This window comes from Halobacillus locisalis (genome assembly GCF_013694105.1).
Classification (GTDB): Bacteria; Bacillota; Bacilli; order Bacillales; family Halobacillaceae; genus Halobacillus; species Halobacillus locisalis.
Window position 1 is genome coordinate 435,939 of record NZ_JACEFG010000001.1, and the last position, 17,471, is coordinate 453,409.

The window sequence follows — 17,471 nt, forward strand, 5'->3', positions numbered from 1 at the left end:
GGACCATGAGCGAGAAAGGAGGGGAAAAGAGATGTTGTGTGTGTTAAAGAAAGAAGATGAACAAAGATTGTCTACTTTTCTTACGGAACATAAACTGGCAATTGACCCATATCAAGAACAATGTTTTCTCTATAAACAGAATGGCGAGATCAGAGGGGTCAGTTCTGTTCGTATATTTTTCAATGATGCAAAAGAGAAAGAAACACAAACACAGGTTTATGTAGCCCCGAATTATAGAAATGTCGGAATAGGAAAATCACTCTATGATCATGTAGAGAAGGTGAGTCGAAATTCGGGAGCAGACCTGATAACAATCTATATGACAACAGACTTCTGTCACTCCTATCAATTCTGTGAAAAGATGGGTTTTCAGAAGTGGTGGGGATCTCCAGAACTTCTATATGAGGGAGAAGAGTTCGATGCAGTGGCATTACCCTTCATCGTATATGAGGATAAATATTTTGATCAATACGTGAAGATGGTTCAGGACGCTTTCTATGAAATTCAAAAGTTCAATGACTTGAAGCCCTACATCGCAACAGAGAAGATTGTAAATACGTACCAATTGAACAATAAAGAAAATGTGTATCTTCTGTTGGATGGGGAAGAGCTGCTGGCATCTGTAACCGTTGGAGAAGAGACACTTGAGAATTTAATGGTATCCCCAAGATACCAAGGAAAGGGCCTTGGCCGGAAAGCTTTGCAGTTCGGAATGAATCGGTTGCATAAGAAAGGTGTGCGCAGAGTCTCTATTTGTTACATGGAAGGGAATATGGCTGCCGAACAACTATATGAGAGCGTTGGCTTCAAACTCGTAAAAGAGACGCATGTCTACAGGAAGTACATCCGAAAAGAGAGCTCATGAGAACGCGCGTGTTCTTCAACCCGCCTACCCTATTCATCTAAGGTACGCTAATTAGAGTGCATATAGATTGCCACAGTAAAGGGATTTTTCTACAATAGAGGGTAGGAGGGATGCCTCATGAAACTAACGCTGACGGAAGATGCAAAAGCACAAGTTCAATATATGCAAGATGAACAACGTCCACTTCTACGATTGTTTTACGATACGGAAGGGTGTGGATGCGGCGTAAACGGGTTGCCGACCGTACGTCTGGAACGTGAGCAACGCGAAACAGACCAACTAGTTGATAATGACGACTTTACGGTTGTCATCGATAACCAGCAGGCGGTCTTTTTCCGAAAAGAAATGAAGCTCGATTTTAAAAAGGGTTTATTTCGTCTTTCTAGCCCAGAAGGTGTCTTGAACCCGATTATTCCTATAAAAGATGTGAAAGAAGGAGCGACGAAATGAGTAAGAAAAAGCAAGAAGCTGGCACGTTGGGAGATCAGTTGAATGCAGATTTATTGTCGAAACTTCAATCCAAGAAAACAGAGCTCAAGAAGCAAGAAGCGGATCGTGAAGAGTCGGAACGATTACAGCGGATAGAAGAACGCAAGCGACGAGAGGCGAACAAGAGCTTTGAAGAATTATTGAATGAAAGTGAGCTTGATTGGAAGTCGTTCAAGAAATAAGCATCCATGCCTATGGGTGCTTATTTTTTGTTTTAATGGAAAAATATGAAACGAAAGCTACGCTTATTCGTAAGCATAGTAGTATGTACATATCATTCGTAACGATGAATAAGGAAATAAGAAAGAGGTGATGGATATGACGTTCAAATATGCGCCGATCCATAAATGGAAGAAGCAGGCCCGTAGCGCTTTTTATAACATCCTTTCTCAATTGTTTGTGATCTTCTTTATGCTTTATGTTAACTCAGAGGTGACGGAGGTGATTGCGTATGTTTCGTTTGTGGTCATTGTATCTTCTGTCTTTTATATGCTCTATTCGCTCAACATGCCTCAAAGAGACTATATCCGGTTAGAGGAGGATTACTTCTCAGTGCATAGAGGTTTTCTTGATTCACGTAAAAAGGTTTCATATCGCGACGTCACACAAATGTCCAGGGTTCATGAGGTGCTTTCTATCCGCACGTCGAATGGGGATGGAGAAGATATTTACACCAACCAATTATCCGATTACGATTTACCTCAGTTGTTACAGATTTTAGAGAAAAGAACAGGGATCAGGATAGGTGGAATTGATGGTGCGAAGGAAGAAGTGGAACAAAGAGGATAGCGCAAATCTTTGATATGTAGGGTAGGGTATGGCTGATATCATCTTGTTGTTACTGGGGGCTATAGGTGGAGGAATCGTCATATTTTTTGGAACCATCATATTGGTGGGAAGAAAAATATTCGAACCTTCAAAGGAATGGCGTGAGAAGGTAGAGAGATTAGAACAAGAGGTAAGAGATTTGAAAAAATAGGGAATTGGCAGGAAATCGTGCAGGTTTGTCGAATGAACAAAGAAGGAAGGAGGCCGATTGATGTATGAACTGAAGACGAAAGAAAATGATCGAAGTGTCATAGAGTTTATAGAAACCGTGGAAAAACCAAAAAAGAAGGAAGACGCCTATCGTTTGTTGGATATCTTCACCCAAGCATCAGGATATGATGCCAAAATGTGGGGAACCAGCATCATTGGATTTGGGTCTTATCACTATAAATATCCCACAGGGCATGAAGGGGATGCACCATTAGTAGGTTTTTCTCCTAGGAAAGCGAACTTCAGCCTCTATTTTGCAACAGGTGAAGATCGTGAGGAACAGTTGAGCCGTTTCGGTAAGCACAAATCTGGTAAGGCATGCGTGTACATCAATAAAGTGGATGATATCGACACAAATGTGTTAGAAGAAATGATTCACTCCTCCATAGAATTTTTGAACAAAACGTATCCAGATCAGTCGTAATAGGATGAAGTGCAATATCCAGTGGATAAGCGATCGGGAAAGCGCCCTATCGCTTTTTATATAGCACCTGAATTCAGTTCATTCATTACAACGTTGCCATTCATCAACTAGAAGGGAAAGATTACATATGGTAAAAGCAACAGAACACAATAGTCAAGCGTGGGATCAAAAAGTAAAAGAAGGCTCTCCTTACACGCGAGCGGTGAGCAGTGAAACGATTCAACATGCGAAGAGTGGGAACTGGGAGATTGGTGTAACGGCTGATAAGCGAGTACCGAGGGAGTGGTTCCCGCGCTCATTAAAAGGGAAGAAGATCCTTTGCTTGGCTTCTGGCGGTGGGCAACAAGGGCCGGTTCTTGCGGCGGCCGGGGCAGAGGTGACGGTTGTTGATATTTCAAAAGAACAGCTTAAAAAGGACGAAGCGGTAGCAGAACGTGACGAGCTTGTGTTGACGACAATGGTCGGGGAAATGGCCGACTTGTCTATGTTTCCAGATGGTTCATTTGATATGATCATCCATCCTGTATCGAATGTTTTTGTAGAAGATGTCAGGCCGGTTTGGAAGGAAGCTTCTCGCGTACTGAAGGACCAAGGAATACTTATCTCTGGATTCATGAATCCGGTTTTGTTTCTATTTGATGACGAAAAAGAGCAACAAGGGATACTAGACGTAAAATACAGCATCCCCTATTCTTCTTTAGAACAAGAAGGAGCACAAGAAGGGCAGACGCTTGAGTTTGGTCATACTTTGGAAGATCAAATCCAAGGCCAAACCGATGCAGGCTTCGTCTTGACAGGCTTTTATGAAGATGATTTTGGTGGAGGTCGAACGGTTGATCAATACATGAAGACGATGATTGCAACGAAAGCAGTCAAGCTCTCCATCCAGGAGTGGTAAGTGGATGACATTTACAAGTGCTTTTCATAGGTACCCAATGTTGGTCCTTGCTTTTTTCGTTAGCTACCTGCTCATAGTGTCACCGGGCATTTTTCAAACCATCGTGCTAGCCTATATTATATTTGCCATGAATACGAGTTTTCAACTGGACATTGAAGATGGTCGATTGCTATACAAGGTCATTCTTTTTCGAAGTGTCCTGTTTACAAGACAGGCGCGTCCGGAAGAGATAGAAGAAATTCAATTCAAACTTCACGGGTTTGCTCAGCGACTGATCAAAGTCCGGAAGAATAAAGGCCTTTCGCTCCGTTTGCTGCACTTCAAGCCAACGAATATCGATCGTCACATATTAACGTTTGCCAAGCGGCATCAGGTCCCTGTAGATACTGGGAAAAACTACGGTAATATAAGCTTAGATTAATAGAATGGAGGAACTGTTGTGACTCATCTAAGAAGAGTAGGAACGACGTATTTACCTGTGCAAAATGTGAAAGAAGCGGCAGATTGGTATGAATCAAAGCTTGGGGCGAGGTTGAACTACATGGATGACGAGAAAGCCATCGTCGATATGGCAAATCAGAGCTTTTTTCTCGTATGCGCGGAAAGCGGGGCAACAGCAAATTTCAATGATTCAAAAGGGCGCCGTCAATTTTCCATGACCTTCGAGGTCGATGGCATTGAAGAAATGAACGAGCTACGAACATATTTAAAAGAAAAGAATGTTCGAGTCGGGGAAGTGGAGGATCGTGGTCATTTGGGAAACAATTTTGTTTTTTATGACTTGTGCGGGAATCTGTTCGATGTCTGGAGTGAACTGAGTCCTTGACGCTCGATTTGAAAAATGGATAAACATTTAATGGTTAGCCATAAAGGAGATAATGCTGTGATTACCCCAGTCTTTAGGATTTTCGACGTTAATAAAGCAAAGGACTTCTATGAGGAGTTTCTTGGTTTCCAAAAGGATTGGTCGCACACGTTTGATGAGAATAATCCATCTTATATACAAGTTTCTCTTCACGGGATCGCTCTTCATTTATCAGAACATCATGGTGACGCTTCTCCAGGAAGCTCCGTTCGATTGAAAATGGATGGGATTGAGGCATTCCATAAAGAGTTGTTGGAGAAAGACTACCCGTATATGAACCCTGAACTAGAGGAAGCACCGTGGAATACAATAGAGTGTAAAGTGGTGGATCCATCTTATAATACGTTCATTTTCTACGAAGATATAACAACTAAATGACGTAGTTTGACAAAAGTATGTTAGCTGTTAAGCCTTTTTTGGTTCAACGAAAGGCCATTTTTTACTAATGTTATCCAATCCGCTTAGACCTTTCGCTGATCGCTAGCGTCTTCTTTTTCTCTTAAAGTGTTTTTGGCAAATACAGCAAATTCTAGTTTTTCAATCGTGTCACAGTACGAAGCGAGAATATCGCCGCTTTGTTTTTCGATATGACTCGTAAGGTTGTGCACCTGATTTAAGTGGTTGAACCAATCCCCTTTTTCAGAAGATTGGTGTTGCTGGTCGCCCCATGAGTACGACAGTGGTGGACTGAAAAACTTCTTCTCATTCTCGTTGATTCCACAAGGTTTTTCGCGCGGTTTTCTCGACTCATTGGGGATGCGCTCACGAATATCATTGAACAATTGAGGCCAATAATCCTTTCTTGAACCAGTGTGAGGGTGGTGGGTTGCCCAGTCCTCAACCTGTGTTAATCGACTTTTTACACTGTAGAGTAGGTCGTACAGTTCTTTTCCGAATTTGATTCGTTCATCAACCGAAGAAAAATGATGGACTGTATGACCAAAAAGCTTACGTTGTTTTAAAGACGGCGTTGTGTAGGGAATGAGAATGTGGTTTAAATTCAATAAGTCTTGCAGTTTAAACAGAGCGGTATCCGTTACTGTTTTTTTGTACGTCTGGTTTTGGATGACGCGAGATTCGATATACTGTTGCTCATTCATAATCAAGGCCTTAGTCAAAAAGGAAGAGTCACCACTCTGATCGTAATACTGCCAGACAGGCGTCATAAAGGTAGATACACCGAAAGCAGGGAGCAGATGAGTCAGTGAACGCTTTTGAACTTTCCCTTTTTCATAAAGCAACAGTTGAGGGTATGCATCCTGAAAAATCAGCCAGTTTCCCCGCTCCAAAAACTGAAAGAAGTCGACCCTTTCTTTATCATTCAATAAATGAGGCAAGTGCTCCCCTTTGAGGTCGGTCATCGTCCATCCGGCGTTGCGTGAAACGAGGTGGGCAAGAAGAGACCAGTGTATTTCGGGGTGTTTGGTGTAGAAATCCCAATAGGCTTGTGTCCTTGTCACATTATTTCGGTTTTTTTCTCTTGTACGGATATCGATTTGTTTAATGATCATTTGATCATCACCAGTAAAAACAGGATGATCCTTTGATTTAAGAGCTTTCTTAAACTGCTTTTTTAATGGGAAACGTGGCCACATACACCCACCTCCTTTATGTATAACTAGTCAGCAATGGACGAAAACATTCCTGTCATTCTAGTTTGCTTGACGATTGGAAAAGTTATACAAGGTGATTGACATCTTTGTGATTTGAATTAGACTGAATATTACATAATTATTCCAGAAGAGTTTACTGGACACACTTTCCTAGTTAACTGGATTTGAATCCTGTTTAAAGGCTGGGTGAATTTTTCGTAAAATGCAGAACGATTACCAAGAATTTGTGGTGATCGTCAGAGGAGTGTCATGATGAGAACCACGATAGAGCCCACAGAAATTCAAATCCTCTCATGGATGGAGACATTTGTTCCTAATAAAGACTTCTTTTTCTTGAGCAAGAAGCACCTTCGGAAATTCGACAAGTACATAGAAGAAATTCTGATTGTTCCAGAAAAAGAGTTTTTTCAACATGCTGCTTATAAACAAGTGCAGTTAGTTAACAGCTATGCCTATTGGAATCTTTCTGACGAGGTTCAGTTGGTTATGATCGCTCCCCCTGAGTGGATAGAGTCTTTACCTTATCCGTTAAAGCAAGAGTTGTTAACCACTCAAGTCGAAATGAAGCGTGGACTTGTGCTTTCTAACTTTGATTCAACAGTGGATCGTGAATACCAAATCCGAGAAGGGGATGATCACTATCTTGTGTTACAAAAAGCGATGTGGAGTAGATTTTCTTATTCTACGAAGAAAGACCTCCTCCTTAGATATGCTCTATTGTGGGACGACTTTGAAGCTTGTACACCCCCTGAGAACACCCCTGATTTAATTAAGCGTTATGCGAATAGCTTCCCTTCAGAAGCAGGTAGTAACTGTTTATCAACTACTTTATTTGCTCTTAGAGAACAAGAGTGGATGATACGAGAATGGGTCCATCCTGAAACATTTAGAATTCAATTGCAAAATACTCACGTAAAAAAGACAGACATGAATCTGAAAGCGGGAGACGTATTGGTTTGGGAGGATCATAAAGGTCTACTACAACATGCTTCTTATTATTTGGGGGAAGATAAGTGTTTTAATAAAAATGGACAAACGTTCTTTAACCCGTGGAAAGTTGTGCAAGCAGAAGACTTGTTTCAAAAGTGGGACTCATACAACAGGCATGTCTACAGGAAATTGGGGTAAAGCAGTAAAAAGTTTTAGAAAGGAGGGTCATGCTTATGAAGAGATGGTTATTAATTGTGTTGGTCGTCATGAACGCTCTCTATATTTACTCCACCTTTGTTGATTGGAACATAAGATGGGGGAACGTATGGACAATGTTTATGGCGGTTCTTTTGCTAGGTAGTATGGTTCTGTCAGGGTGGTTTCTATTACGATCAAGGAAGAGGTCTGGGTATCATCCCTATTTGTCTGTCGTACTCCTTTCGTTAAGCATTGCGTCTTTCGGTTGGTTCGCCTTCCTCAATTACTTGTCCTTCATTATGGGATAAAGTGAAGGTGGTGGCTTGCATGAACCTCATGGAAGTCACCATCTGCACTAACTCCAAACGATTCAATTTTTTACTATACATATAAGGGTGATTCCATTGCCGACCATTGTCCATCATCAAATAATCAATGCGCCACCGCCCGTCTGTTTTGACTTAGCAAGAGATGTGTTGACTCATACCGAGACAACTTCACAAACGAATGAAGTAGCCGTATCCGGACGTACAAAGGGGTTAATGGAAGTGGGGGAAATCGTGGCTTGGCAAGGCACCCACTTCGGTGTACGTCAACATTTGACGGCGAAAGTCACGAGGATGGAAAAATATCATTTTTTTGAGGACGTCATGGTGAAGGGAGCCTTCCAGTCTTTCACACATACTCACGAGTTCAAAGAAACGCTGGACGGCGGGACGGTTATGACCGATGTCTTTGAGTATCAATCACCATTCGGTTTACTAGGACGACTAGCTGATCTTCTTTTCCTTGAGAAGTATATGAAAAAGCTGCTCACAATTAGAGCGAATGAACTGAAGGTAAAAGCAGAGAGACAGAGGTGAGAGAAGTGGAGTGGAAATGGAGAATTCCGATGTTGATTATTATGTTCAGTATGACCGGAGGGCTTGTGCAGCTTCTTCCTGGTGCGATGTTATTTCCGGAACAACGCTTTCTTCTGTCCCCTTTTTATATAGGGGGCGTAGTCTTGCTGTTCCTGACGCTCGAACGGCTTGGTATCAATGAAAAAAGCGTTCATCCTGCTTTAGCTTTGTCAGTCATAGCAATTGCAGTCGGGTTTGATTTTGTCACCGGAAACCAGTTCTAGAAAGGATGTTTCTTTGAGGTCGGAATATCGCTATGTTCTCTTGTTCGTCATATTCTCCTTTTTGAATGGGATCGGCGTCTGGAGTATTGAACTTATCATAGGTAGTCAAATCACTACTTCAGAATACATAGGAGGAGACAGTATAGGGTACCTCCTATTTGTTATGACAGTCGTTGTAGGTTCCTTCGTGTTGCTGATAACGATTCTATTGCATAAATTTCTAAACAACATAGCAATCAAACTCATAGTTTTTGGATGCCTCGGCTATGGGCTGGGGAATCTTTATGCAGCGTTTCATTTTGGGGATTTTCTACAAACCTATAAGCTGAATGAGACCGTTCCTATCATGATCTATGTCATGGTTTCTCTGTTATACGCAGTAGCTGATGTGATTCTTGAAAAGAAATTAAAATAAGAGTGTGCTATACCTTGAAATATTTGCATGCTACTAGATAGAAAGGAAGATCCTAGTGAATAAAGACTTGAGATTGATAGAACCAGCCATAGAATGGCAAGAAAACTATTTAAGCTTTTATCAAGAATGGGTCGACAGTGGAGAACAAATGACCCCATGGGTAATTGAAAAAGATCCCTCTGATTTCAGCGCGATGGTTCAATACTTGGAAAATAACTCAAAAGGAATCAATATCCCTGATGGGTTCGTGCCGGATTCGACTTTTTGGTTGATCAATGAACAAGGCCGCGTTCTCGGTGCCGTGAATATTCGTCACGCATTAACAGAACTGCTTAGAAACGCAGGCGGACACATCGGGTACGGTATACGACCTTCAGAACGACAGAAGGGCTATGCGACACAATTATTGAGATTAGCTTTAGGCAAAGCGAAAGAACTGGGGATTCAGCATTCTCTCGTTGTTTGTGATCAAAGTAACACCGCTTCCATGAAAACCATCCTAAACAATGGTGGAGTGGAAGACGAGGATTTTGTTGAAGAAGACGGCAATGTCGTGAAGCGCTTTTGGGTCAATGGTGGGTTGGATGACTGAACCATTTCCTATGGCACCACTTAGAGAAGCCAAAGCATCGGGAAATCGCTACCTCTTAGGTGTAGATGGGCTCAGTCGTTCTGGTAAGACAACGTGGGCGGAAAATTTGTCTTGCCTGTTGAACGAGGAAGGGCTTAAGGCGGTGACTTTCCACTTGGATGACCATATCACCACACGCCGTGAACGATATCATACATCCTATTCACAATGGGAGGAATATTATCGTCTTCAATGGAATGTCCAACGTTTAGCCAAAGTTTTATTTCAACCACTAAGGGAAGCATCTACCATTTGCTTACCATACTATGACCAGGATTCAGATGCTCACCAATGGCAAACACGGTCATTAGAAGAAGCCGATGTCGTCATCGTAGAAGGGGTATTCCTGCAGCGGGATGAGTGGCGGGGTTCATTTGACCAAGTCGTTTTTCTGGATTGTCCGAGAAGCGTGCGTTTTAGTAGAGAAACAGACATAACTCAACAAAAACGTGACAAATTCGAACAGCGGTATTGGAAGGCGGAGGATTACTATTGCAGGACGTGTCAACCAAAGCTTGAAGCGGATCTTGTAATAAAAGGATCACATGGATGCTAATCGTACACCTTGATGTATGAGCTGGGACAATGCTAGAAAGAGAAGGGAACGATTATATGGGACATAAAGGTGCTTCAGCTTATGATCAGGAAAGGTTTTTTGAGAGTTTTCTAGCTAGGAGAAACCGTTCGGAAAGTCCGAATAACATCATTGAAAAACCTGTGTTGCTAGAGTTGCTCGATCCGGTTGTAGGGAAGCGTGTCGTTGATTTAGGATGCGGAGATGGCTTGTTTGGCTGTGATTTGAAGGAGAGAGGCGCGTCCTATTATGAAGGGGTAGAGGGCTCCAGAAACATGGTGCAGAAAGCGGAAGGAAATCTAGGTGAATCGAATGTCGCTATCGTTCATACTCCAATAGAAGAGTGGCAATCAAGGAAAGAATCTTTTGATATTGTCGTGTCCAGAATGGTTTTTCACTACATAGAAAACCTGCCACTTGTTTTTCGAAAGGTCTATGAAAGTATGAAAGAAGGTGGGCAATTCGTTTTCAGTGTGCAACATCCCGTCCTCACATCATCCATGGAGAGTGCCGCCAAGTCTGGTAAACGTAGCAGCTGGCTCGTTGATGATTATTTCAGATCGGGAGAACGACAAGAGCCATGGCTGGAGGAAGAGGTCACCAAATATCATCGAACCATGGAGCAGTACTTTCAATTAATTAAACAAGCCGGTTTTGCAGTAGAAGACTTGAGAGAGTGTGAGCCAAGGAGAGAATACTTCAAAAAAGACGAAGAATATGACAGAAGACAGAGAATCCCTTTATTCTTATTGTTTGCTTGTCGAAAGTCGTAACGAACAGTACAACCTATAAAAGTTATTTCTACTAGAAGGAGGTTAACATGGGGTCCAGACTTATGCATTTGATTATAGCTTATAAGATTGCAGAACGTTGTAAAATCACCGACCGGGATTCGTTTGTGCTTGGTGGGCTAGCTCCTGATGCAGTATCTCCCAAGGACTTATCTCATTACTATGAAGGACACATTCGTGACAATTCGAGAAGAATTAATGGCAGGGGTTTTTTACATAAATATAGTAGTATGTATCAGCCCTATATCTTAGGTTATTACACACATCTAGTGGCCGATCAATTATGGCTTTCCGGGTTTTATTTTCCATGGTTAAAAAAACGAATGGAATCTGATCCCTCTATTCACACTTTGTACCATGAAGATTTCCGGATGTTGAATCCATGGTTGATTGATTATTATGATATTCGTGACGTGCTTGTGGAGGTTTTGGAAAGTGAAGGCCGGATAGAAGATCTGGAAGAAGTGGCTTCAGGTGACGTCATCGATTTCTTGCCAGCTGCTTTAGAGGATCTTCGTCAACAGAGTGGTGGAAAAAAAAGACTTGATGTATTTTCCTTCGAGCAAATCATCGGCTACATAGAGACGAGTGTTGATAAAGGTGCACAAGCGATTCAAGAGGTTGGGAGACATCAATAAGAGCGGCGCAAAGCCGCTCTTATGCAGTCATTAGAAGTTTTTCGAGTTCTTGGGGTCGGCTGCTTTATGGGCTGTGCTTTCAGAAGAATAGATTTCCTTGATATTATCTTGTTCGTCATGATAAAACGCTTGTTTTTTTCTGCGACGCTCAAAGACTACGGAAAGAACGATGAATACGACAGCAGCTAGTATCAAAAGGGAGATCCAAATCATTTCAATTCCTCCTTTATAGCGGAATGCTAAACACTATTTCTATTCCCTTTTTTTCCATTTTTATTCATGAACCTGTAAATTATATGTATGCAATACTCGGAATAATCCTCGTTCATAATGTTCTGTTCTTGGGTTAATACCGAGTGATTTTTGTATTATAAATGGACGAGTAGATAGAAGAGCGATCCATAGTTTTTCAAAGGAGGCGTTCTGTTGAGGCGTTGTATCGTGTTTATTTTACTGTGGTTTCTTCTTCCTACAACAGCGGTCTATGCCTTGGATTGGGGACCCTTTGTAGTGTGGGAAGGAAAGGTCTATGATGTGACGTATGAGAAATTACGTGAAAGTCAGATCGGTGATCAGATTGGTGAAGTGAGAACAAAACCAAATGATAGGTCAGGTTCCTTCTATGGAGATGCTTCTAATGTTTATCCTAAAGGAACCCCTTACTATACTATCACTTCTACGTCGACGGAGTCCGCGATTGCAGTTCGTGAGGGGGAAGGTGTTTGGGTGAAGGCACATTATTCGCATCAGGCTCCGTTTCATGTGATGAATATCATCACAAATCTTTGGTTCATCTTAGTCATGGTCGTCTTCTTTACAGCAGGCGTATTGGTATACGGTAAGAGGAAATGGATCACTGGGTAAAATGAGAAAAGGAACTTCCACTTTTGAGGAAGTTCCTTTTTTTGTTAGATTTTGTTTTAATACAAAGCGAACGTTACGACAAAGTACAGAACCGTAATGATGAGAGACGGAGTGGCATATCTCCACTGGCTTCGTGCCGCACTGGCTTGAGGTCGTACAAGTAAATAAATCATGATAAGCGTCATCATAATCCCGAGAAGCGCCGTGAACAGGTGTGAGGTCCCCACAGCTGCGAGGATCGGGCCTTCTCTATACAAGACATCCGTGATGACTAGTAACTGCATGTTGAATAAGTTACTTCCTAGTATAGAACCAATAGCCATGTTGTAGTTGGCTAGTTTAAAGGCAGCAATGACTGTTACGAGTTCAGGCAGTGATGTAGAAGCAGCGATTAGGAAACTTCCGATGAAGCTTGCATCCATTCCGGTCGCATTCGCTAAACGATCACCCGAAATCGAAAGAGCACTACCCGCTAGGAAGACGATGAACGCAGCTACAATGAATCCTATAACTCCTGTGCGTAATGAGTAATCTTTGGCTAAAGGAGCCTGTTCTTCTTCTTCACTGTTTGATATAACTTTGACGGCTACAATATAAATACCGACAATGACAAGCATCTCAAGGCCTACATTAAATAGACTTTGTGAGCCTGGAATAAGCATCGCAGAAATGAGGATCGCAAGAAAGACGAGTCCAACAACGGCTGAAGGAATATTTTCTTTATGGTTGATTCGTTGAAATAACCGTCGTTTACGGTAATAAATATCGACGGCGGCCAAAATCAGCAGGTTGAAAACATTGCTTCCAAGCATATTTCCAACGGCGATATCTGGATTATCAATGAATACGGCCGTCAAACTGGTAGTCAATTCAGGAAGAGAAGTCGCCCCGGCAATCAAGAATGTTCCAACAATGGCTCCACTTAGAGATGATTTCTTACTAATGACATCACCGAAACGGTTCAAATAGATAGCAGCTATGACAACGATGACGGCAGCTAAAGTGAAAATGAGATAAAGCATGAACGGTCTCCTCCTTCTAGTAATAGTCCCTTACCCTTTTTTAGGCATATAAAAAAGACCAAGGCACACTTAAAAAATGAGCCAAGGTCTTGCGTACTTCGAAAATGAGTCTTATGAACCAGGTGAACGTGTCACCGTAATGACGATTCATAAGCCGGAAACCGGTCGCTACTCCCCTTGTTACTTCTATTTTCTCCATTCGATGAAAAAAAGTCAATAGATAAATATCCCATAAAAGATGAACACTAGTTCTAAATAATTTGAATTTATCATTCAATAATATTAGAATATATAATGAGGTGATAGCATGGAAGTTTTTAACACAAGTTTCGGTAATAGGGAGACTTATAAAGTTGAAGTGAAGAGTTCGTTGCTCTTTGAAGCTGCTCTGGGCATCGCGGCGATTACAAATGAAGCATTAAGAACAACGTTAAATAAGGACGTGGTCAAAGACTCTTCAGCAATATCGGAAACGCTGACCAAAGAATTAGAGATTGTACAGACTCATAACACATGGAAAACGTTGTTACAGTTGACTCATGAGACTTCAGCAGAAAGTCTAGAAGATTGGATAGACTTTGTTGAGAAGCTATGCAATGTTGAATTGCGGCGGATTGCTATTCCTTTTGTAGGAAACCAATGGGAGGAAAAGCGTAAAGAAGCGGCTCATGGGTCGGAAAAAGCCAAACGTGAATTAATAAAGTGGACGAAAGAGCACGCCTTTTTCCCGGCCTATATTCAATATATTTGTGAATCTGACACTGAGACATTGAAAAGGCACTTGATAACCGTTTTGACAAAATGGTGGAAAGAGGTGATTGAGCCACAAACCGAGTGGACTTCCGAGGTCCTAAGACGTGACGCGGAATCGAAGAGGAAGGCACAGGGGCATATGCACCCTGAAGCATTTGTCGAGTGGGCCACACAGGGGAGGGCGTATCCACCTGAGCCGAGTGTGCACCAGGTTCTACTCATTCCGCAGTATGTTTATCGTCCGTGGAATGTTGAAGCGGACTTATCAGGTGTGAAAGTCCTCTATTATCCAGTCTCAAAATCGAGCATTGATCCCCTCACAGAGGACGAACCGAACGAACAGTTAGTGCAGCAATATAAAGCGTTGGGAGACATGACTCGAATGAGGATGTTGAAGAAGTTGAGTGCACGTTCGATGTCGCTGAAAGAATTGACGGATGTTTTTGGCATGGGGAAAACGACCGTGCATCATCACTTGAAACTGCTGAAGGCAGCGAGAATCTTGAAGCAAGAAGGGCAGCACTATTCCGTCAACCAAGTTGTGGTTTCAGAAATGGGGAAAGAATTGGAAAGGTTTCTAGAAACGTAGATTCAGGTCCTATTAAACTTAATAGGATGCGCTATTGTTTCAGCGCAGTTGAAAAGAGGGGTTAAATGGAAGTTGAACAGCGTCAAGATATAAAAACAGACTGGAAAAAGAATAAGCTAGCCTTCCGCTTGTTAGGTAGCAACTTTGTCTCTTTTTTTGGGGACCAAATTTATATGGTCGCCCTTCCGCTGATTGTACTTGGTTTGACAGGTTCCCCGTTACAAATGGGGATTGTCGCTGCACTTGAGCGAACACCTGTAATGCTGCAGCCTTTCGCTGGTGTGATGGCCGATCGCATGAGTCGGAGACGTCTGCTTCTCATCTGTGATGGTGGACGTTTTCTTCTGATGGGATCGATGGGGGTGCTGGCTCTATCGAGTTTGTTGGAGATGTATATGATTTACATAGGTGCACTATCCGTAGGTGTGCTTACACAACTCTATCAAACGGCACAATTTGCAACCCTTCCGAGGCTCGTACATAAAGAACACTTAGATTTATTCAACTCGATCAATACAGGTATGCTTCAGTTATCGCTTATGCTCGCCCCTGGACTTGGCGGAATGATTATCAGCCTATGGGCACCAGGTATCGCGTTGATGATCAACAGTGTATCGTTTCTCGTAGGTTTCCTCTTCATGTTATCCATTCCTCAAAGTGGAAGAAAGAATAAGGTGGGAGGAAATGTCTGGAGAGAAGTTTTGGAAGGGGCTCGTTTTGTCTTCAATGAAAAACCTATATTCTTTACGAATGTTGCGATGTTCTTTTCTATTTTTGGCACGACATTGTTTTTGACGATGATGATCGTGCATGTGAAGCTATTGTCCTTTACCGCACTGGAGATTGGCTGGTTTCTATCTATTGGAGGGGTAGGAGCCATTTTAGGCGCTACCTCCTTGAATGTTATTAAGCCTCTTGTAACTGCGCGAACGTTACTTTTCTCAGCAGGTGTTGTGGGGGCTATATCGATCATGATGTTCAGCTTCTTTGAATCCTTTTGGATGCTTGCACTCATGAATGCTATTGGCACAGCGATGGCAGCATTGAAAAGCCCGGCAATCGTCACCATTCGCCAGAGACTTACACCTGATTATTTGTTGGGCCGTGTGCAAGCGACAAGTCGGTGGATGACGTGGATTTTGATGCCTGTTGCCGCATTGGTTTCAGGAATACTTGCAGAATCGATAGGGACGGGCACCACGATTTTGATTGGTGGGTCGATTGCTTGCCTAGCTTCCTTCATTTATTTACATCCCTCATTATCAAAGGTCTGATGTGAAACGTTCTCTCTGGTGATTCGTCTAATGATAAAGATGGAAAAATAGGGAGGGAGAAATGTGATCCTACGCACCTTATTTGTGACGGTTTCATTCAGTGTGCTTACGATAAGTGGTGTCCAAGACAACTCTATAGAAGCACAACGTTCTACCAACCCTTCCAAGCTTACAGAAGAGAAGATTTTCGAGAATGGATTGCTTCCTTTACCAGGCTTAGAAATGGAGCCCGTCGAACCGCTGCCTGTTCCTAAAGATGATTCGCTATATCCGTTGCCACTCAAATAAGGTAAGGAATCGTATTTTGATTATATACAGGAAAGACTATGAAAAATATTATATAAGGAGATTCTTATGAATATAAGGTTGATTTCGTTCGAAAAAGACAAAGACAAACTACTGGAGTTTCGGAAAGATGCTCAACTGGTGAGTGAAGGGACACTAGAAAACTACGACTTTGCAGCATACTTGCAAAGGATGCGACGACGAATCGAAACCAATACCAATGGACAGGTATTCATTATTGAAAATAGAAAAGTTATAGGACAGATTGGTGCAGAATTACGGGGGGGTGAAGGGTATGTGAATCTATTTTATCTCGTCCCAGAATTTCGCGGGAGAGGCTATGGTAGGAAGATGGTTGCTTTTGCAGAAGATTTTTTTATAAAACAAGGGGTACGTACTTACCGGTTGAGGGTTGCTCGATCAAATAAGCAAGCTCTAAACCTTTATAAGAAATCAGGACTGGAAATCGTCGAAGAGGATGAGCAAGAGTGTACATATATTATGAAAAGAAAAATCCCCTCTACGGTAACGAGAGGGGAGAAGACTAGGCTTGTAGACGATCGATGAATTGGTGCAGGGAATAAGCGTCCGTCAAGTTGCGGTTGCATTGGTCGCTGTCTTGGCAAATGTAATTCCCACGTGTGATGGTTTGTTCGGGTCCCTTTCCTTTTTTCGTAATGGCGAACATCCCGACATCTTCTGTTTCATGGCAAATGGTACAGATGCCTGGTTGGCTGGAAGGTGTGAAGCTGCCTTGTAATCCAATCAAGTCTCCGTTACGACGTGTCACGATGTACTTCTTAAGGGAGCCTGGGTCATTCCATCCTAAATAAGAAAGTTGGTTCCAGGAAACGTCCTCTAGGTTTGGGACATTGATTTTTTTGGCTTTCGGGAACAGCTGCTTAATTTCGTTTTCTGTAATAGATGGGAAGGGCAGGATGTACTGTTTCAATCTGGATAAAAAGAAAAGGGCATCTGCTTCATCTTTAACTTGGTCGATTTGGGCGATCATTTGTTTTTGGTCTTCTGTTAGATTATGAAAAAGATCGATAACCTTCTCTTGGGTCATCGCTTTGATAGCGGATGTAACGTCTTGGTCATTCGTTGAAGAACGGCTGTTGACCAATGTTCTCGCTTGTTCTTGGATGTAATGATACTGATCGGTGCGAATGAATGATTGCATGTGAGG

29 protein-coding genes are annotated in these 17,471 nt (G+C 42.2%); 25 read left to right on the forward strand and 4 right to left on the reverse strand.

Going from position 1 to position 17,471, the window contains the following annotated elements; translation table 11 throughout:
- The first annotated feature begins 31 nt into the window (after positions 1 to 31).
- The 10 genes from H0266_RS02215 to H0266_RS02260 all read left to right on the forward strand — a co-directional run bounded on the left by H0266_RS02215 (position 32) and on the right by H0266_RS02260 (position 4,957).
- The gene (locus tag H0266_RS02215; protein WP_181470746.1) at positions 32 to 865 is read left to right on the forward strand and encodes a GNAT family N-acetyltransferase; all 834 of its coding nucleotides are present in this window, start codon (positions 32 to 34) and stop codon (positions 863 to 865) included.
- 117 nt (positions 866 to 982) lie between these two features.
- Entirely contained in the window at positions 983 to 1,315 is a 333-nt protein-coding gene (locus H0266_RS02220) for an iron-sulfur cluster biosynthesis family protein (RefSeq protein WP_181470747.1), read from the forward strand.
- Positions 1,312 to 1,536: a YqkE family protein gene (locus tag H0266_RS02225; RefSeq protein ID WP_181470748.1), complete on the forward strand. Its 225-nt coding sequence runs from the start codon at positions 1,312 to 1,314 to the stop codon at positions 1,534 to 1,536. Before H0266_RS02220 ends, H0266_RS02225 begins: the two co-directional genes overlap by 4 nt.
- A 136-nt stretch (positions 1,537 to 1,672) precedes the next feature.
- Positions 1,673 to 2,143 (forward strand): hypothetical protein, encoded by a 471-nt coding sequence (locus tag H0266_RS02230; protein ID WP_181470749.1) that lies wholly within the window; start codon positions 1,673 to 1,675, stop codon positions 2,141 to 2,143.
- A gap of 28 nt (positions 2,144 to 2,171) precedes the next feature.
- Complete coding sequence (locus tag H0266_RS02235; RefSeq protein WP_181470750.1) at positions 2,172 to 2,333, forward strand: hypothetical protein; 162 nt, start codon at positions 2,172 to 2,174, stop codon at positions 2,331 to 2,333.
- A gap of 60 nt (positions 2,334 to 2,393) precedes the next feature.
- Positions 2,394 to 2,816 carry a DUF1801 domain-containing protein gene (locus H0266_RS02240; protein ID WP_181470751.1) on the forward strand — a complete coding sequence of 141 codons (423 nt, stop codon included), beginning with the start codon at positions 2,394 to 2,396 and terminating at the stop codon, positions 2,814 to 2,816.
- 127 nt (positions 2,817 to 2,943) lie between these two features.
- Complete coding sequence (locus H0266_RS02245) at positions 2,944 to 3,714, forward strand: class I SAM-dependent methyltransferase (RefSeq protein WP_181470752.1); 771 nt, start codon at positions 2,944 to 2,946, stop codon at positions 3,712 to 3,714.
- A gap of 4 nt (positions 3,715 to 3,718) precedes the next feature.
- Complete coding sequence (locus H0266_RS02250) at positions 3,719 to 4,135, forward strand: hypothetical protein (RefSeq protein WP_181470753.1); 417 nt, start codon at positions 3,719 to 3,721, stop codon at positions 4,133 to 4,135.
- An 18-nt stretch (positions 4,136 to 4,153) separates the two neighbouring features.
- Complete coding sequence (locus H0266_RS02255) at positions 4,154 to 4,540, forward strand: VOC family protein (protein ID WP_181470754.1); 387 nt, start codon at positions 4,154 to 4,156, stop codon at positions 4,538 to 4,540.
- 57 nt (positions 4,541 to 4,597) lie between these two features.
- Positions 4,598 to 4,957, forward strand: coding sequence for a glyoxalase superfamily protein (locus H0266_RS02260; RefSeq protein ID WP_181470755.1), 360 nt, complete (start codon positions 4,598 to 4,600; stop codon positions 4,955 to 4,957).
- Between the two features lie 83 nt (positions 4,958 to 5,040).
- Here the strand turns inward: H0266_RS02260 and H0266_RS02265 are convergent, their stop codons facing one another.
- The gene (locus tag H0266_RS02265) at positions 5,041 to 6,174 is read right to left on the reverse strand and encodes a DUF2515 family protein (RefSeq protein ID WP_181470756.1); all 1,134 of its coding nucleotides are present in this window, start codon (positions 6,172 to 6,174) and stop codon (positions 5,041 to 5,043) included.
- A 270-nt stretch (positions 6,175 to 6,444) separates the two neighbouring features.
- Between H0266_RS02265 and H0266_RS02270 the strand changes: the two genes are divergently transcribed.
- The 9 genes from H0266_RS02270 to H0266_RS02310 all read left to right on the forward strand — a co-directional run bounded on the left by H0266_RS02270 (position 6,445) and on the right by H0266_RS02310 (position 11,495).
- Positions 6,445 to 7,320: a hypothetical protein gene (locus H0266_RS02270; protein WP_181470757.1), complete on the forward strand. Its 876-nt coding sequence runs from the start codon at positions 6,445 to 6,447 to the stop codon at positions 7,318 to 7,320.
- Positions 7,321 to 7,355: 35 nt separating this feature from the next.
- On the forward strand, positions 7,356 to 7,628 hold the full coding sequence (locus tag H0266_RS02275) for a hypothetical protein (protein WP_181470758.1): 273 nt from the start codon (positions 7,356 to 7,358) through the stop codon (positions 7,626 to 7,628).
- A 96-nt stretch (positions 7,629 to 7,724) separates the two neighbouring features.
- Positions 7,725 to 8,183, forward strand: a complete 459-nt coding sequence (locus H0266_RS02280) for an SRPBCC family protein (RefSeq protein ID WP_181470759.1) — start codon at positions 7,725 to 7,727, stop codon at positions 8,181 to 8,183.
- 29 nt (positions 8,184 to 8,212) lie between these two features.
- On the forward strand, positions 8,213 to 8,446 hold the full coding sequence (locus tag H0266_RS02285) for a hypothetical protein (RefSeq protein ID WP_181470760.1): 234 nt from the start codon (positions 8,213 to 8,215) through the stop codon (positions 8,444 to 8,446).
- Between the two features lie 13 nt (positions 8,447 to 8,459).
- Positions 8,460 to 8,861 (forward strand): hypothetical protein, encoded by a 402-nt coding sequence (locus H0266_RS02290; RefSeq protein WP_181470761.1) that lies wholly within the window; start codon positions 8,460 to 8,462, stop codon positions 8,859 to 8,861.
- A gap of 67 nt (positions 8,862 to 8,928) precedes the next feature.
- Positions 8,929 to 9,453: a GNAT family N-acetyltransferase gene (locus H0266_RS02295; protein WP_220127087.1), complete on the forward strand. Its 525-nt coding sequence runs from the start codon at positions 8,929 to 8,931 to the stop codon at positions 9,451 to 9,453.
- Positions 9,446 to 10,048 carry a kinase gene (locus H0266_RS02300; RefSeq protein ID WP_181470763.1) on the forward strand — a complete coding sequence of 201 codons (603 nt, stop codon included), beginning with the start codon at positions 9,446 to 9,448 and terminating at the stop codon, positions 10,046 to 10,048. Before H0266_RS02295 ends, H0266_RS02300 begins: the two co-directional genes overlap by 8 nt.
- A gap of 29 nt (positions 10,049 to 10,077) precedes the next feature.
- The gene (locus H0266_RS02305) at positions 10,078 to 10,839 is read left to right on the forward strand and encodes a class I SAM-dependent DNA methyltransferase (protein ID WP_246363595.1); all 762 of its coding nucleotides are present in this window, start codon (positions 10,078 to 10,080) and stop codon (positions 10,837 to 10,839) included.
- 47 nt (positions 10,840 to 10,886) lie between these two features.
- On the forward strand, positions 10,887 to 11,495 hold the full coding sequence (locus H0266_RS02310; RefSeq protein ID WP_181470764.1) for a hydrolase: 609 nt from the start codon (positions 10,887 to 10,889) through the stop codon (positions 11,493 to 11,495).
- Between the two features lie 30 nt (positions 11,496 to 11,525).
- On the opposite strand, the gene H0266_RS02315 is transcribed toward H0266_RS02310, so the two are convergent.
- Positions 11,526 to 11,708, reverse strand: coding sequence for a hypothetical protein (locus H0266_RS02315; RefSeq protein WP_181470765.1), 183 nt, complete (start codon positions 11,706 to 11,708; stop codon positions 11,526 to 11,528).
- Between the two features lie 213 nt (positions 11,709 to 11,921).
- On the opposite strand from H0266_RS02315, the gene H0266_RS02320 reads away from it, so the two are divergent.
- Positions 11,922 to 12,359, forward strand: a complete 438-nt coding sequence (locus tag H0266_RS02320; RefSeq protein WP_181470766.1) for a hypothetical protein — start codon at positions 11,922 to 11,924, stop codon at positions 12,357 to 12,359.
- Between the two features lie 56 nt (positions 12,360 to 12,415).
- Here H0266_RS02320 and H0266_RS02325 read toward each other — a convergent pair whose 3' ends face one another.
- Positions 12,416 to 13,381 (reverse strand): sodium:calcium antiporter, encoded by a 966-nt coding sequence (locus H0266_RS02325; protein WP_181470767.1) that lies wholly within the window; start codon positions 13,379 to 13,381, stop codon positions 12,416 to 12,418.
- 76 nt (positions 13,382 to 13,457) lie between these two features.
- Between H0266_RS02325 and H0266_RS02330 the strand changes: the two genes are divergently transcribed.
- The 5 genes from H0266_RS02330 (at position 13,458) to H0266_RS02350 (ending at position 16,849) form a co-directional block, all read left to right on the forward strand.
- Positions 13,458 to 13,601, forward strand: coding sequence for a hypothetical protein (locus tag H0266_RS02330; RefSeq protein WP_181470768.1), 144 nt, complete (start codon positions 13,458 to 13,460; stop codon positions 13,599 to 13,601).
- Between the two features lie 87 nt (positions 13,602 to 13,688).
- The gene (locus tag H0266_RS02335; RefSeq protein ID WP_181470769.1) at positions 13,689 to 14,723 is read left to right on the forward strand and encodes an ArsR/SmtB family transcription factor; all 1,035 of its coding nucleotides are present in this window, start codon (positions 13,689 to 13,691) and stop codon (positions 14,721 to 14,723) included.
- Between the two features lie 65 nt (positions 14,724 to 14,788).
- Positions 14,789 to 15,997, forward strand: coding sequence for an MFS transporter (locus tag H0266_RS02340; protein WP_181470770.1), 1,209 nt, complete (start codon positions 14,789 to 14,791; stop codon positions 15,995 to 15,997).
- A 63-nt stretch (positions 15,998 to 16,060) separates the two neighbouring features.
- Entirely contained in the window at positions 16,061 to 16,285 is a 225-nt protein-coding gene (locus H0266_RS02345) for a hypothetical protein (RefSeq protein ID WP_181470771.1), read from the forward strand.
- A gap of 66 nt (positions 16,286 to 16,351) precedes the next feature.
- Positions 16,352 to 16,849 carry a GNAT family N-acetyltransferase gene (locus tag H0266_RS02350; protein ID WP_181470772.1) on the forward strand — a complete coding sequence of 166 codons (498 nt, stop codon included), beginning with the start codon at positions 16,352 to 16,354 and terminating at the stop codon, positions 16,847 to 16,849.
- Here the strand turns inward: H0266_RS02350 and H0266_RS02355 are convergent.
- Positions 16,827 to 17,465 (reverse strand): FusB/FusC family EF-G-binding protein, encoded by a 639-nt coding sequence (locus tag H0266_RS02355; RefSeq protein WP_181470773.1) that lies wholly within the window; start codon positions 17,463 to 17,465, stop codon positions 16,827 to 16,829. The genes H0266_RS02350 and H0266_RS02355 overlap by 23 nt on opposite strands.
- Between the last annotated feature and the right edge of the window lie 6 nt (positions 17,466 to 17,471).

What these genes read in the sequence shown, in the direction of transcription:
- H0266_RS02230 (WP_181470749.1), top strand. Translation starts at nt 1,673, where the DNA reads ATGACGTTCAAATATGCGCCGATCCATAAATGGAAGAAGCAGGCCCGT.
- H0266_RS02270 (WP_181470757.1), top strand. Translation starts at nt 6,445, where the DNA reads ATGAGAACCACGATAGAGCCCACAGAAATTCAAATCCTCTCATGGATG.
- H0266_RS02310 (WP_181470764.1), top strand. Translation starts at nt 10,887, where the DNA reads ATGGGGTCCAGACTTATGCATTTGATTATAGCTTATAAGATTGCAGAA.
- H0266_RS02300 (WP_181470763.1), top strand. Translation starts at nt 9,446, where the DNA reads ATGACTGAACCATTTCCTATGGCACCACTTAGAGAAGCCAAAGCATCG.
- H0266_RS02350 (WP_181470772.1), top strand. Translation starts at nt 16,352, where the DNA reads ATGAATATAAGGTTGATTTCGTTCGAAAAAGACAAAGACAAACTACTG.
- H0266_RS02305 (WP_246363595.1), top strand. Translation starts at nt 10,078, where the DNA reads ATGCTAGAAAGAGAAGGGAACGATTATATGGGACATAAAGGTGCTTCA.
- H0266_RS02285 (WP_181470760.1), top strand. Translation starts at nt 8,213, where the DNA reads ATGTTGATTATTATGTTCAGTATGACCGGAGGGCTTGTGCAGCTTCTT.
- H0266_RS02275 (WP_181470758.1), top strand. Translation starts at nt 7,356, where the DNA reads ATGAAGAGATGGTTATTAATTGTGTTGGTCGTCATGAACGCTCTCTAT.
- H0266_RS02265 (WP_181470756.1), bottom strand. Translation starts at nt 6,174, where the DNA reads ATGTGGCCACGTTTCCCATTAAAAAAGCAGTTTAAGAAAGCTCTTAAA.
- H0266_RS02215 (WP_181470746.1), top strand. Translation starts at nt 32, where the DNA reads ATGTTGTGTGTGTTAAAGAAAGAAGATGAACAAAGATTGTCTACTTTT.
- H0266_RS02335 (WP_181470769.1), top strand. Translation starts at nt 13,689, where the DNA reads ATGGAAGTTTTTAACACAAGTTTCGGTAATAGGGAGACTTATAAAGTT.
- H0266_RS02245 (WP_181470752.1), top strand. Translation starts at nt 2,944, where the DNA reads ATGGTAAAAGCAACAGAACACAATAGTCAAGCGTGGGATCAAAAAGTA.
- H0266_RS02330 (WP_181470768.1), top strand. Translation starts at nt 13,458, where the DNA reads ATGAGCCAAGGTCTTGCGTACTTCGAAAATGAGTCTTATGAACCAGGT.
- H0266_RS02240 (WP_181470751.1), top strand. Translation starts at nt 2,394, where the DNA reads ATGTATGAACTGAAGACGAAAGAAAATGATCGAAGTGTCATAGAGTTT.
- H0266_RS02235 (WP_181470750.1), top strand. Translation starts at nt 2,172, where the DNA reads ATGGCTGATATCATCTTGTTGTTACTGGGGGCTATAGGTGGAGGAATC.
- H0266_RS02355 (WP_181470773.1), bottom strand. Translation starts at nt 17,465, where the DNA reads ATGCAATCATTCATTCGCACCGATCAGTATCATTACATCCAAGAACAA.
- H0266_RS02250 (WP_181470753.1), top strand. Translation starts at nt 3,719, where the DNA reads ATGACATTTACAAGTGCTTTTCATAGGTACCCAATGTTGGTCCTTGCT.
- H0266_RS02340 (WP_181470770.1), top strand. Translation starts at nt 14,789, where the DNA reads ATGGAAGTTGAACAGCGTCAAGATATAAAAACAGACTGGAAAAAGAAT.
- H0266_RS02220 (WP_181470747.1), top strand. Translation starts at nt 983, where the DNA reads ATGAAACTAACGCTGACGGAAGATGCAAAAGCACAAGTTCAATATATG.
- H0266_RS02315 (WP_181470765.1), bottom strand. Translation starts at nt 11,708, where the DNA reads ATGATTTGGATCTCCCTTTTGATACTAGCTGCTGTCGTATTCATCGTT.
- H0266_RS02325 (WP_181470767.1), bottom strand. Translation starts at nt 13,381, where the DNA reads ATGCTTTATCTCATTTTCACTTTAGCTGCCGTCATCGTTGTCATAGCT.
- H0266_RS02225 (WP_181470748.1), top strand. Translation starts at nt 1,312, where the DNA reads ATGAGTAAGAAAAAGCAAGAAGCTGGCACGTTGGGAGATCAGTTGAAT.